Raw genomic sequence first — 15,274 nt, forward strand, 5'->3', positions numbered from 1 at the left:
CTCTAAAACCTCCAGAATATGAAATCTAAATTCACACGTTTCATGAGAATCGCTGTGCAAGGAACATTGGCTTTGCTGATGACGTTGCATGCATTCTCACAAAGCCGGAAAATTACCGGTAGAGTCCTCGACAACCGGGACAATTCGCCTCTCCCCGGGGTTTCTGTACAACTAAAAGGAACAGCTAATGGTACACAAACTAAAGCAGATGGTACTTACAGCATAGAAGTCCCAAGTGGCGGTACACTGGTATTCTCCTTCATTGGCTATCTGAGCCAGGAGAAAGCCGTTAACGGTGCCAACGCTGTCAATGTCAGCATGTCAGCCGACGTTAAATCTCTTCAGGACGTAGTAGTGGTAGGTTACGGTACGCAAAGACGTTCCGACCTGACTGGTGCTGTCGCTTCTGTTAAAACCGCGCAACTGGAAGAAAGACCTGCTGCCTCTGTAAACCAGGCACTTGCAGGTAGAATTCCCGGTGTGCAGGTAAATACTAACTCCGGTCGTCCGGGTGGTCAGACCAATGTACGTATCCGTGGTTTCAGCTCTATCAACACTACCAACAACCCGCTCTATGTAATAGACGGAGTGGTAATTCCGGTAGGCGCACAAACACAGAGCAGTAATGCAATCGACTTCTTAAACCCTAACGAGATCGCTTCCGTGGAAGTACTGAAAGATGCCTCTTCTACTGCGATCTACGGTGCCAGAGGTGCGAACGGTGTTATCCTCGTTACGACAAAAAGAGGTAATGCAAGCGGCAGCCGCGTAACTTATGATGCTGGCCTGTCCTACAACATTCCTGGTCCTCACAGAGTAGAAATGCTGAACGCACGCGAATATATGCAGGTAGAAGACCTGGCCTGGAAAAATGCAGAGATCTATGATCCTGTAGGTTGGGCTGCTGGTAACTACGTGTCTAAAGACCCTAAGATCAAACGTTCAAACCCACTGCTGTTCGATTCAAATGGCAATCCGCTGTATGATACGGACTGGTTCAAAGAATCAATACAGAAGAAAGTATCTCACAGCCACCAGTTGGGTTTTACCGGTGGTGATGAAAACAGCCAGTTTGGTCTGTTCCTGGGTTACAGGAATGACCAGGGTCTGCTCCTGAACTCTTATCTGAAAAGATACTCTGCCCGTTTCACTTTCGACAGCCAGATGAAACCATGGCTGAAAGTAGGCGGTTCACTGGGTTATACCAACCAGGATGAAAACCTGGTAGATATCGGTACCGGTGGTCTGAACTCCGTGCGTATGATCACGGAAGCGCTGCCATTCCTGCCTGTTAAAATGCCTGATGGCTCCTATAGCAATAACAAACTGTATCCAGGTGCTGAAGGTGGTTCTAACCCTGTTCACATCCTGACTGACCGTAAATACATCCTGCAAACGCAGAACGTACTGGGTAATGCTTACGCTACTATCTCCCTGGCTCCAGGTCTGCAATTCCGCAGCGTAGTAGGTGCTAACGTAGTAACCCGCGGCCGGAACGAATGGAACGGCCGTTCACTGCTCGATATCTCCGCTACCCAGAAAGGTATCGCTATCGTAGCAAACGACAGGGAAACATACTGGTCATTTGAAAACTATATGACCTATAACAAACGCTTCAATAACAAACATTCTATTGATGCGATACTGGGTATAGGCTGGCAGAAAGACAACCTCTTTGGTTTCAACGTACGTGGTGAGAACTTCTCTACCGACTACTTCCAGACCAACAGTATTGGTTCTGCTGGTCTGATCCCTTCTTCCGGCGCCGGTTCACGTAACCTTGGATTTGCCTTTAACTCTTATTTCGGTCGTGTTAATTACGGCATTAAGGACAAATACTACATCACCTTCACAGGTCGCGCGGATGGTTCTTCCAAATTCGGTCCTAACAACAAATACGCATTTTTCCCATCAGGAGCATTGGCATGGCGTGTATCTGAAGAGCCTTTCCTGAAAAACAATCCAACCATCTCTACACTGAAACTGCGTACGAGCTATGGTCTGACAGGTAACTCTGAGATCGATCCATACAACTATAGCGCTTCACTGGCCGCCAGCAACGATTATGCATTCGTACTGAATGGTCAGAAGGTACAGGGTGTGGGCACAAACAGACTGGCGAACGATGACCTGAAATGGGAAAAAACTGCACAGTACGATTTCGGTATGGAACTGGGTCTGTTGAAAAACAGGATCTCTCTGGAAGCTGATATCTACTACAGAAAAACAACAGACATGCTGCTCGAGGCTCCAGTGCCAACCAGCAGTGGCTACACCGTCATTCGTAAGAACGTAGGTGCGATGGAGAACAAAGGTCTGGAGTTAGGTCTGAACAGCGTGAACATCGACACTAAAGACTTCACCTGGACCACTACTTTCAACATCTCTTTCAACAAAAATAAGGTACTGTCACTGGCTACTGCAGCTGATGTATTCGGTATCGGTGGTCCAAACTTCACTAACCAGACTAACATCATCCGTGTAGGTGAACCTGTAGGTTCCTTCTGGGGACTGGTACGTGAAGGCACCTGGAGCACTAAAGATGCAGCAGAAGCAGCCCTGTTTAAAGACTACCGTGGTGGTAAACCAATCCTGCCTGGCGATATCAAATACCGCGACGTAAATGGCGACCACGCTATCAATGATGCTGACCGTATGATCATCGGTAATGGTAACCCTGACTTCTGGGGCGGTTTCTTTAACACCTTCAAGTACAAAAACCTGGACCTGACTGTTGAATTACAGTTCGTTTCCGGCAACGACGTACTGAACATGACACACCACTCCGGTGAAGACCGTACAGGTCTGGCAAACAGCTTCAAAACAGTATTAAACTACTGGACTGAATCTAACCAGAACACCGACATCGCAGCTCCACGTGATCCGGCAGCAGGTTATGTTACAAACGTTGACACCCGTTGGGTAGAAGACGGTTCCTTCATCCGTGGTAGAAACCTGGCACTGGGTTACAACTTCACAGCAGAAAAACTGAAACGCCTGCACCTCTCTAAACTGAGATTATATGCATCTGTTCAGAACTTCTTCCTGGCTACCAAGTTCAGAGGTAACGATCCGGAGGTTAGCACTTACTCTCAGCCATTTGCTCAGGGTCAGACCTTCTTCGATTATCCAAAACCAACCACGTTCCAGCTGGGTGCTAACGTTGCATTCTAATCCAATTATCAGAAAAAAGAGATGCTCATGAAGAACTACATTAAAAAAACCGCATTCGGCATATTACTCGGAAGCAGCCTGTTTATGACCGGTTGCTCCAACTTCCTGGATGACCAGGACCCTTCCAACCTGTCGCCCGACAGCTATTATACTTTACCGGAACACGCTGACGCAGCTGTATATGCAGCCTATGCACGTGCCCGTTTCATCGGCGCCGGTGCCGGTATCTTCTCCAATAACTTCCAGTTACTGGATGCACCTACCGGTACTCAAACAACTGCCACCGCACAGAACTCTGACCTGAACAACCTCTTAGGTCTGGTGTACGATGGTGATAACCTGCACGTAAGACAGTGGTGGACCGGTGCATACAGAGTGATCGCACAGGCCAATCTGGCACTGGAAAAGATCCCTGGTATCAATCCAATGGATGAAGCACAGAAGAAGAGAACACTGGGCGAAGCTAGTTTCATGCGTGCATGGGCTTACTTCTACATTGTAAGACTGTGGGGTGATGCGCCACTGGTGCTGAAACCACAGACGGCTAACTCTGAAGATTTCTATCCGACACGTACACCGGTGGAAGCGATCTACGACCAGATCATTGCTGACCTGAAAGTAGCAGAAGCATCCGGTCTGCCATGGATGGACGCATCCGGCAGGGTAGGACTGGCAGCGATCAAAACTGAGCTGGCCAAAGTATACCTGACAATGGCTGGTGAACCGCTGAACAAAAAAGAATACTATAAACTGGCGGCTGACAAAGCTAAAGAAGTGCTGGATTATTCCGTTGCAAATCCGACTATTATCAACCTGTTTGAAAAATATGACGATCTGCATGCGGTAACACAGAATAACAAGGTGGAGCACCTGTTTGAAGTACAGTATCTGGCTGATATCGAGGGTAACCCTTTGCAGTCTATCATGCTGCCAAATAACTCCCTTGCCAAGAACATCTCTGCCTTTGGTAGCGGTGTTGGTAGCTCTGTGCCAACCGTATCTTTCTATAATTCCTACAAGAAGTTCAATCCAACTGATAAACGCACTGACGAACAACAGTTCTTCTTTACTTCTTATTTCGTAGATGGAACTGGTGCAGCATTCCCACTGGGTGCTCCTTACATCTTCAAACATTTCGATGTAGCTGGCCACGGTGCTCCGGGTAAACCAGGTACCGGCAGAAGCAATCTGAACATTCCTCAGATCCGCTTTGCTGAAACACTGCTGATCTATGCGGAAGCACAGAACAGAGCTGACGGAACACCAAATACTACTGCTTATGATGCACTGAACCGTGTACGTGGCAGGGCAAATCTGCCTGCATTATCTGGCCTGACGCAAACTACTTTCGAAGAAGCAGTTTGGCGTGAACGCTGGCATGAATTTGCTTATGAAGGTATTATCTGGTTTGACATGGTACGTCTGAGAAGAGTTTACAACGAAGACAGCAACGGCTTCGATAGCTTCATCGGGCACGTTAATAAGAACTCAGGTAAAGCCCTCGAAGAAAAACACCTGCTGTTCCCACTGCCAATCCAGGAAATGCGTAATAACACGAACCTGAAACCTCAGAATAAAGGCTACGGTTCCTGATATACAGACTAATTAACTACAAAAGGAAAGCGGCTCTTCATATGAAGAGCCGCTTTCCTTTTGTAGTAGCAGGAATATACAATGCACATTCCCCTGAATGAGTTGCGACCTGTTTACGCCCAGATCTCGTTAGCAGCAGTAAGTATCACCGGCTTGCCATCTGTTACAATGATCGTGTGTTCATGTTGTGCTACAAAACTACCATCATTGGTCACCAGCGTCCAGCCATCACCCATATCATACGCATAGGACGCCTTCGTAGAAATGAACGTCTCAATAGCCACCACACTGTTCTTACGGAAACGGTTCTTATTCATACGATCATAATAGTTGGGGATCTCTTTCGGCTCTTCATGCAGACTTCTGCCTACACCGTGACCTACCAGGTTCCTGATCACCCTATAGCCCATTTTCTTTGCAGCTGTTTCTATCAGATGACCCACATCAGCGATCTTCACACCTCCTCTGATCTCGTTGATGGCTTTCTGTAAGATCTGTTTGGATGCATTCACCAGCGGATTATGATTATAAATATCATTGCCTATGACAAATGATCCTCCATTATCCCCCCAGTAACCATTCAGTTCTGCAGAAACATCGATGTTCAGCAGGTCGCCTTCCTTCAGTATTTTATTTTCAGACGGAATGCCATGTGCCACTTCATTATTCAGACTGATACATGTCCATCCAGGGAATCCGTACGTCAGTCTGGGAGCGGATTTTGCACCCAGTTCATTCAGCAGCTTCCCTCCATATTCGTCCAGTTCTCTTGTAGACATTCCCGGTGTTGCATACTCACGCATCTTCTTCAGTGTAATACCAACGGCTTCACTGACTGCCTGCATACCGGAAAGATCTGTATCAGATGTGATTGACATACGCTTTATTATTTAGTGATATTATGAATGATCGCTGCATGAATTTCTTCAATAGAACGCATCTGACCCTTCTCATCGTAACAGATGATCTTTGTGACAGTAGGATCTGTATCTGCTAATATTTCATACTCCTTTTTCACTGCCAGCTGTAAGGAAAAATCCTTCTCATGTATATCTTCTTTTCCATTCAGGTATTGCCTGTCTTCCGCAGCACGTCTTTTAGTCAATGCCTGCTCAGTATGGGTAAAAGGAACATCGAGGTACACGGAAAGATCAGGGCGTGGAATACGGTTGTACTCATATTCAAACATATTGATCCAGTCACGCAGCGATTGTTTTTCTTCGCCAGTTTTCAGCTTAGCGCACTGAAAGGCAATATTGGATAATACATAGCGGTCCACCAGTACCACATATCCATTAGCCAGCCATTCATTGATTGTGTGCGAAAAGGCTTTCCTGTCTTCTGCAAACAACAGGGCGACCAGTTGCGGATGAACATCTTTCACCTCTCCAAATTCACCACGAAGGAACTTTGCGATCAGTTCTCCGAAAACCCCTTCCTGCACAATAGGAAAGTGTACGAACCTTGTTTCTATTCCCTGGTTGCTGAAAAACTGTCTGAGTAAATCAATCTGGGTGGACTTGCCTGCTCCATCCAATCCTTCGATGGCTATAAACCTGCTGTTGTTTTGCATTAAAATCAGTTAAAAACTATCCGGCAAAGATACCACTTATTCAACGAACGGGGTTTCTCCGCCTGTATCCCCCGCCACATCAATAAAAAAGTGATCTTCATCTACCATAAAATCTGCCGCCTGCATATTTTTCAGCGTCAAGGTCTTCCAGGCAGTCGTCGGGTAGATAAAAGCCATCTGGTGAGCGGCGGTAGTGACTTTTACAGGCATGTCAAAAGCAGCTACATCAGCCTTCCATCGGTACTTTACTACCAGATTTGTACCCTGTTCCTTTGTCAGAAACTCCAGTTTTGGTAAATGAGGATATTTCAGGTACTGATCAAAGAAAGGAGTATGATCATGCCGGGTAAACCTGTTGATATAGCCGACAAGGCTATCTGAAGAAAGCGTCTGATAACGGAAATGTTGTTGGATCCCCCGTAAAAGGTCAAACCACAATGTGTCGTTATGCAACACACTTCTGAACGTATGCAGCATGAGACTACCTTTGGAATACATATCCCCAATATCATAGAAAATGTGGTTAACATCGTATACCCCGATCACCGGCTCCTTATTCGCAACACCGCTTTTCTGATTATTGAGGTAGGCCGTAGCCGATGTGGTGTCTAAGAGGTCTTCGATCATCAGCGCTTCTGCATAGGTAGCAAACGCCTCATGCATCCACATATCTGCCATGTCCCGGCAGCTGATCGCATTGCCCCACCATTCATGAGCCGATTCGTGCCATACCAGTGCAGGATATTCCAGGTTCATGCCTTTGCCGATCTTTCCGAAACACACCCCACTCTGATGCTCCATCGGATAGGGGCTTTCCAGCAGGGTAAAACCATCCCTGCGAAAGGCATACCTACCGAAGTACTTCTCGAAACAAGCCAGCATAGGGGGTATTTTCTTCAGGAGCTTTTGTCCCTCCTTGAGATTATACGGCATTACGTACAGGTCAATCGTCAGCGTGTCCCCACTGATGTACAGGTCCGTCAGATGCGCATATTTACCAATGCAAAAACTAGCATTGTAGTTGTTGATCGGATAGGTCACCTGCCATTCAAAACGGGTTTTGCCAGTATCTACCGGTAGTTTACGCAACAGGCGGCCATTGGAAATTTCTGTGAATCCATTGGGCACCGTCACCCAGATCCGCATACTATCCGGTTCGTCGGACAGATGATCTTTACATGGCCACCACAAACTAGCCCCCGAACCCTGGCATACTACCTGTACCCATGGATGCCCATCATCATCCTTGTCCCACAGTACTCCGCCGTTCATAGAAATACTTTTATCGGGTATCTGCGGAACACCCTCATAGAAAACGGTGATCTCTCCGGTACTACCTGCCAGCTGCTCTTCCGGAAACTGAACAAACACAGCATCATATTCCCGGGTATAATGCAACGGTTTGCCTTTGTAAAGAATACGCTCAATCTGCATATTGGCGTACAGATCGATCTGCATCCGGCTAAAAGCCGATCCGACCTTATACCTGATCCTGTTATTTCCTTTCAGGTAATGTTTATCCATATCCACATCAACATCCAGGTGATAGAACGTCACATCATAACAGGAGCGGAGTGGTGATAACTGCCCCCGAAGCGTATCTCCCCTGATGAAACCATTTTTTCGGTTAGATATGCGGGAAACGGGCACAACTGGTTCAGCCTGCTTCTTCAATGAATCAGGTAGTTCGGGTTGCAAAATATTGTAGTGCTCCCAGAAGGCAGCATCATAGTTATTACCGACCAGGTAATTCATGGATGTTTCACGGCTGCTGACATCCGTCTGAAACCGCTGTACGCTGTCTTTATTCACATCCGTGATCAGCAGGTTAAAATCTCCCTTCCAGGGAACGTCCCGCATGTTCCGCTTATGGCTGTTGATAATAATATCCCAATGCCGGCTAACAGTATGGAGATAATACTTTCCATGATAAGGCCGATAGGACAAAACAAGCTTCAGTCCGCTGAAATCAAATCCCGCACCGACCACCTTCGACATCAGCGTATACCTGATCCCGCCTTTTCCATGCTTATTCACCCAGTCATTACCCTGTGGTGTTGTTTCTATTTCATACCGTACAATAGCTAATGACCCTTCATCTATATAAATGCGTCCTTTTACTAACCCCTTCCGGTGATTTTTCCTGGGCGCTATCTGTACCACCTGTAAATAATGGTCATCCTCTGAAACCGTCTCCAGTAATGTATAGTCATAGTAGCGATAGTTATCCGGCGCCAGCGGACTGTTTTGCACAGCGTTATATTTCACAATATCCTCACCGAGGGAACTATATGCCGTATTCCTGATATTTCCCATCCAGTTATATAAAACCGGGTCGTTATTGGGGCGTGCAGGCATCTTCCTGCCTTTGATGAGCCGTATCTGATCACGGTAGGTCTTATCCACCCGGAAGGTCTTGTAAATATCCAGTACAGACTCATTATAGTTCAGGGTGTCATTATTTAAACGTATGTCTTCCCTGTAAAAGCCGGTCATCCTGCTATCAGCTGTATCATAATTCACAGGGATAGCAGCAATAGCCTTCTTCAGGAGGTCAAGGCCGCTACGCGGCTGAACGGCAACTTCCGGCAGGGATATGACAGCCCGTTCCAGTGGGATATTTACAGCGGGACGATCTTCAGTGAATACCCGGGTCACGGACCGGTAGCCAATACAGGAGATCAACACACTATCTGCCGATAAATGCACCGGTATTTTAAAGGTAAAGTCACCCTGCGTGTTGGTGACGGTACCGGTACTACCATTCTTCAGTTGAATATTTACAGCGGGAATAGGTTGGCGGCTGGCAGCATCAGTAATACGCCCTGATATGATGATAAACCGTTCCTGTCCAAAAGAAAAATGAGGGATCAGGAGTAAACAGGCGACAACTAGCAATCGTATGTACATGGCTTCTTTTTTAAAGCAAAAGAAGCGCGTACCCCCCATTCTATCCACTCAAATCCGGATTTGAATAGTTTTTAAACTACTCATTTACAGCATTTAAGCAGTTTTATTCTGATTGTTCATGTATTCCCGCGGTGACATGCCGGTGTTGTTACGGAATGCCCGTTGAAAAGTGGGAAGAGAATTAAACCCGGACTCATAGGCAAGGCTCAGGATGGTAAACTGCTCCTGTTGAGCCGCTGCGATCTTTTCCTTAAAGGCAGAAATGCGGTATTCGTTCACAAACTCATTAAAGCTTTTCTGAAGATGCTGATTCAGGACAGCCGAGATGGTTTTCTGAGGTAGGCGGACATGTTGTGCCAGCAGCGATAGGTTTAACTCCGGATTGAGATATAACTTATCCTGTTCCATTGCTTTGATCAATAACGGAACAACTTCGTCAATCACCGAGGGCGGAATAGGAGCGGGGCTGGTAACTGCCTTTTGTATAGCGACCGTCTCTTCTGCCGTCATCATATACCCCTTTATCCCCAGGTAGTAGATCAGCACCACCAGTGGTATATACACCGGATACCAGTCTACCATGTTCAGCAGCCAGTCTGTGTAACGGGGTATTACATAAGGCACCAGGTAAATGAGCCAGATCAGCTGGAAAACCAGGAAGACCTGCAGGAACTGTTTTATCCAGTGAAAACGTTTCTCATTGTCGGTTCGCGCAACTGACAGATAGCGGTAGGAAAGGTATACGTAGACTGTTGTAGAAAGCCAGCGGGGAATATCCGAATAAACATTGTACGTATCTATGAAAATAGTCCACGGTTCCGGGTTTTTAGACAACCGGCCGGCCAGCATACCGCCGACGAAGACCATAGCAGCCAATTGCGGAACGATATCGATAATAGCGGTATAAAACAGAGGACGATGGCTGCGGGTTATTGTAAATGTGGGATCAAGACTAGACCTGACATACAAATAGATCAATGGTCCCAGTGGCATAATAATAATCAGTGGCACAAAGTTCATCAGGAACCGGAACAGGGGAATGGCGTCCGGCCAGCTGGCCATGGCAATATGCAGATTGAGACAGGCCATGGCGATCAGCAATATTAGTACTGCCAGCAAACGATCTCTTGCTGGCCGCTTTTTTGCGAAGAACAGCAGCGCACTCATAATGAGGCCCTGCAACGCGCCAAGCAACATCAGGGTACCAAATATTCCGGAAAAATGCATTGGGTTAATTTACCTACTGAAGGTACGTCACCCCGATTATGATGCCATATATTTTTCTCTGGATGCACGAATACCGTCGATGTGCACAAGCGCCCATTTCGTTAAAGCCTCAACATGAGGCAACAGGCTCATGCCTCTGTCGGTCAACGTATACTCGACACGTGGCGGTATTTCCGGGAATACTTTACGGGTTACCAGTCCATCAGCCTCCAGTGATTTCAACGTTACCGTCAGCATTTTCTGAGAGATATCTCCAATGACGTGATGCAGCTGGTTGAAGCGCATTGTTCCTTCTTCGCCCAGCACAATGATCACCAGCATAGACCATTTGTCGCCTAAGCGGTCCAAAACACTCCTTACAGGGCAATTCCCATCAATAGGCAGATATTTTTCCCACTTATCTTTCATGATAACAAATTGAATATCAGTAATAGTTACTTTCTGGTAAGATGCTGACAACGCGGTGCCTTCTTGTTTGCAATACCTCGCCGCTCTACCTTTGACTTACCAAAAGTAAGTTAAAGTAAATCAGTAAGCAATATTATCAAATCTAAGAAAATGGGTAAAATACTTATAACAGGCGTAACAGGTCACCTGGGTGGTGCCGTGCTGAACAAATTACTGGCAAAAGTGCCTGCATCGGAAGTGAGGATACTGGTTCGTGATGAAGCAAAAGCAACCGCATTCAAGCCGCTGGGTGTGGAAATAGCGCTGGGCACCTATGATGACAAGGCTTCTCTGGTAGCCGCGTTCAAAGGTATTGACAAACTGTATTTCGTATCCGGCAATGATGTGGCCAACCGTGGCCCTCAGCATGAGAATGTGGTACAAGCCGCTACAGAGGCGAAAGTAGGGCACGTTGTCTACACCAGTTTCCAGCGTAAAAATGAGTCAGACACTGCGCCACTGGCATTCCTGGCGGCCACTCACCTGCTGGCGGAGAAACTGCTGAAAGCATCCGGCCTGACATATACTATTCTGGAGCATGCGTTGTATGCTGAAGTGATCCCAATGTTTGCAGGCGAAAAAGTCCTGGAAACAGGAGTGATATTCCAGCCGGCGGGCGACGGTAAAACCGCCTTTGCACTGCGTGAAGACCTGGCAGAAGCAGGGGTAGCCGTACTGACAGGAGAGGGACATGAGAACCGCAGTTATGAACTGACTGGTCCGAAAGCATTATCCTATGCGGATATCGCAGCATTGATATCAGCAGCCAGCGGTAAAAACATTACCTATGTGTCTCCGACGGTGGAAGTATTCAAGGCAGAACTCACAAAGGCAGGTGTACCCGCTATCTACATTGATCTGTTCGCAGGGTTCAGCGGTGCGATCAAAGACGGGGAATTTGCAGGCGTCACAGATGATCTGGAAAAGCTGATCGGTCGTAAAGGCGGCAGCGTGGAAGCGTATGTGAAGAGCGTGTATGGGAAATAATACATCCATAATATATTAAAATAAATGCTCCGTCTCCGGCGGAGCATTTATCTTTCAGAGATCCCCCTCAGATAACATGGCCCCGGATACTACAACCGTCTATCACTTTCACACTTAAGTGTGACGATACCATTCCTTTTTCTTACCGTTTTTTGCACTCTATTTCGGGGGGGACAATTCTTTTGCTGCTGGTCTGATAACATTTTAGTCCCAGTACAATATATTTGTATATACCTGTTTGTTAGGATGCAACCAGTTACCCTGCTATCATTATCCTTTAAGTCTTTTTGTTACCTATGAGATTATTCTTACTGATGCTGTCACTGTTGGTAGTAAACGTGGCCTACCCACAATGCGCCAATACCTTCCGGTATGCCTTGAAAGGCGATTATACTGATGCCGCATATGATATCATGGAAATAACCGGCGGAGACCTTATTGTCGGAGGACAAACCAACAGTTTCGGGGCGGGTGGATACGATTTCTTCCTGACAAGGATGACAAAATCCGGTACTGTGGTATGGAGTAAAACCTTTGGCGGCGTGATGGACGAAACGATCAGGAAGATGCGACCGTCAAGGGATGGTAACATTCTTATTACCGGGCAAACCAAATCTTTTGGTCATTATGTGGGACACGCTATTGCCATGAAGATAGATGTGAATGGCAATGTTATCTGGTCACTCACACTTTCCGAAGGCTCGGAAACAACTCTGGGGGTGGATATTTACTGTGCAGCCGATAACAGCGTCATTGTGAGTGGCTCCAGTTATCAATCCATTAACACCTCTGACTGGATAGTGGCTAAGATAGATCCTGCGGGTAACCTCTCCTGGTTTAAACGTATGGATGGTTCATTTTCTGAAGATGTATTTTCCGTCATACAGAAAGGTGATACGCTCATTGTCAACGGAGACTCCAGTCCGGGCCCGGAGTATTCACTGGTGATGGCAAAACTCTCTTTTATTAATGGTACATTGTATGACACACGTGCGCTTCAAATGGACAACAGGGGATTATTTAGCAGTAATATCCAGTATTCCTCCGGCCAGTACCGCATCAGCTCACACCTGATAGATGGCGGTTCCTATGCACAGAAGCAGGACGTCTTTACGATACTTGATACGGCTTCGTTAAATCCTGTTAAGGCATTTAAGATAAATGCATCCCCCAGTTATAATAACAACTTCTTCACAGGGGTGCACCAGACGGCGGACGGCGGATTTGTAGCAGTATCCAGCCCAATGACATCTAATGAAGGATATCTTTACAAGTTCGATCAGCAATCTAACCTTGTATCGACGCATAGGTATTCGGCCTCACAGTCGCTGGTCTTATCCGGAATATTGGAAGATAGTGATGGTGCGATATGGCTGGTAGGCACAGAGAATGACGATGCCGTAGTGATGAAGCTGAATGCAGCAGGCGAGTTTGAATATTGCACCAATGAGCCGGTAGTGGGAACAACCACGCCTGCAACAATTACCAGTCAGCCTTTCACCTGGCTTAGCGAAGGACTTTATACAGCGCAGCGACAGGATAATACACCTACCATCACTGATTTTACTTTCAAGATAGACTCGCTTTGTACGGTACCTGTATGCGGTACCCCACAGGTCACCGGCCCGCTAACTAGTTGTAACCTGGCCGATTCTCTGACCTACGTCGCCTCTAACGGTGGGACCTGCACCGCCAGCTGGCAATGGATACTGCCAACAGGTTTCACATCGCGCATAGTGAATGATTCAACGGTGCACGTAATTGCTCCTGCAGCTGGTACCTATCCCATTATTGTAGAGAATATGACAGGCTGTACTGTACAGCGGGATACATTGTCCGTGACAATAGCACCATCACCACGCAGTATTAATCTGGGCAATGATACTGTGATATGCAGTACTTCATCCGTTACTCTGGATGCTGGCGCTGGTTTTGCGCGTTATCAATGGCAGGGCAACACTACCGGACAAACGTTGACGACCAGCACACCTGGCACTTACTTCGTAACAGCCTGGAACAGCTGTAATGAGGAGTTTTCAGATACGATACGGGTAACGTTCCGGTCAGCAGTAAATTTCAGTGCCACACCGCAGGATACTACATTATGTACGCCACTTACGCCTGTACAGCTATCCGCAACCGGAGGTCACACCTACCAATGGAGCCCGGCTACTTATCTGGACGATCCGCAGATCAGTGATCCGGTAGCTCGTCCGGCTGTCCCGACTATCTATAGTGTGCTCATTACTGATACAGTGTGTAATGTGACAAGGACACTGAATGTCAACATCAATATCACACCATCACCTGCTGGTATTGATCTGGGTAATGATACTGTACTATGTAATACAGCTACGCTGGTGTTGGATGCAGGCAACGGTTTCACCCGTTATCAGTGGCAGGACAATAGTACCGGACAAACGTTCACTGTACGTAATCCGGGCACCTACTCAGTACGGGCCTGGAATGCCTGCAACGAAGTATTCTCAGAAATGATACAGGTGAGGTACCGGTTACCTGCCGATTTCAGTGTTACCCCGCTGGATACATCATACTGTACAGCGATAGCGCCGATCCGTTTTACCGCCAGTGGGGGAGATCTCTATCAATGGAGCCCTGCTACCTATCTGAATGATCCACAGATCAGTAACCCGGTAGGCAGTCCGGATCAGTCGATCGTGTATACAGTCACTATCACAGATACGGTCTGCCATTATTCACAGGAACTTGAGGTGAATATTAGTGTGAATGCGTCTCCGGATATTCAGCTGTCCAAATCGAATGACCTGAACTGTGCAGTAGGAGCGACGCAGTTGTCAGCAACAGGGGCCGATCGTTACGAATGGATGGCAGATGAGTCTTTGAGTGCGCTGAATATACCGAATCCGGTAGCACGTCCAAATAAGACCACCACATATACCGTGAAAGCATATAGCACAGGCGGATGTATGTCGGAAGATTCCATCACGGTATACTTTGAAAAAACCGGCATCGCTGACATCTATTTGCCAACAGGCTTTACGCCGAACGGAGATGGGAAGAATGATGTTTTCCGGGTTGTTGCGACAGGATCTGTGGAGGTAAAGGAACTGTCTGTATTTAACCGCTGGGGAGAGTTGATATTTACCACTCAAAATGCCTCAAAAGGATGGGATGGTACATTCAAAGGTGTGTTTGTGGAGCCCGGCGCATATTACTGGTTTGTAAGGGCTACGAGCGCCTGTGGAGGAGAGCTATTTAAGAAGGGCCACGTAATACTTATCAAATAATCTCTATATTGTGTAATATTGCGCTAATTTTTAAGACCATGAAAGAGAACATATTCGGAAGGATTTTGTCGAAATTACCTTATTTAAGGTACGC

9 protein-coding genes are annotated in these 15,274 nt (G+C 46.9%); 4 read left to right on the plus strand and 5 right to left on the minus strand.

Features of this window, described 5'->3' with window-relative positions; genetic code table 11:
- Positions 1-18 precede the first annotated feature (18 nt).
- Positions 19-3,174, plus strand: coding sequence for a SusC/RagA family TonB-linked outer membrane protein (locus GWR21_RS18810; RefSeq protein WP_162333237.1), 3,156 nt, complete (start codon positions 19-21; stop codon positions 3,172-3,174).
- Positions 3,175-3,201: 27 nt separating this feature from the next.
- Positions 3,202-4,767: a RagB/SusD family nutrient uptake outer membrane protein gene (locus GWR21_RS18815; RefSeq protein ID WP_162333238.1), complete on the plus strand. Its 1,566-nt coding sequence runs from the start codon at positions 3,202-3,204 to the stop codon at positions 4,765-4,767.
- 113 nt (positions 4,768-4,880) lie between these two features.
- Here the strand turns inward: GWR21_RS18815 and map are convergent, their stop codons facing one another.
- From map to GWR21_RS18840, 5 genes are all read right to left on the minus strand, one after another.
- On the minus strand, positions 4,881-5,645 hold the full coding sequence (gene map, locus GWR21_RS18820; RefSeq protein ID WP_162333239.1) for a type I methionyl aminopeptidase: 765 nt from the start codon (positions 5,643-5,645) through the stop codon (positions 4,881-4,883).
- 8 nt (positions 5,646-5,653) lie between these two features.
- Positions 5,654-6,340: a dTMP kinase gene (gene tmk / locus GWR21_RS18825; protein ID WP_162333240.1), complete on the minus strand. Its 687-nt coding sequence runs from the start codon at positions 6,338-6,340 to the stop codon at positions 5,654-5,656.
- Positions 6,341-6,376: 36 nt separating this feature from the next.
- The gene (locus tag GWR21_RS18830) at positions 6,377-9,250 is read right to left on the minus strand and encodes a M1 family aminopeptidase (RefSeq protein ID WP_162333241.1); all 2,874 of its coding nucleotides are present in this window, start codon (positions 9,248-9,250) and stop codon (positions 6,377-6,379) included.
- A gap of 93 nt (positions 9,251-9,343) precedes the next feature.
- Positions 9,344-10,477, minus strand: a complete 1,134-nt coding sequence (locus GWR21_RS18835; RefSeq protein ID WP_162333242.1) for a helix-turn-helix domain-containing protein — start codon at positions 10,475-10,477, stop codon at positions 9,344-9,346.
- 36 nt (positions 10,478-10,513) lie between these two features.
- Positions 10,514-10,885, minus strand: coding sequence for a winged helix-turn-helix transcriptional regulator (locus tag GWR21_RS18840; protein ID WP_162333243.1), 372 nt, complete (start codon positions 10,883-10,885; stop codon positions 10,514-10,516).
- A 150-nt stretch (positions 10,886-11,035) separates the two neighbouring features.
- Between GWR21_RS18840 and GWR21_RS18845 the strand changes: the two genes are divergently transcribed.
- Both GWR21_RS18845 and GWR21_RS18850 read left to right on the plus strand, forming a co-directional pair.
- A complete protein-coding gene (locus GWR21_RS18845) occupies positions 11,036-11,911 on the plus strand; it encodes an SDR family oxidoreductase (protein ID WP_162333244.1) in 876 nt (291 codons plus the stop codon).
- Between the two features lie 296 nt (positions 11,912-12,207).
- Positions 12,208-15,180, plus strand: a complete 2,973-nt coding sequence (locus GWR21_RS18850; RefSeq protein WP_162333245.1) for a gliding motility-associated C-terminal domain-containing protein — start codon at positions 12,208-12,210, stop codon at positions 15,178-15,180.
- Positions 15,181-15,274: the final 94 nt, after the last annotated feature.

The sequence above is a fragment of the Chitinophaga agri genome (assembly GCF_010093065.1).
Taxonomy (GTDB): domain Bacteria; phylum Bacteroidota; class Bacteroidia; order Chitinophagales; family Chitinophagaceae; genus Chitinophaga; species Chitinophaga agri.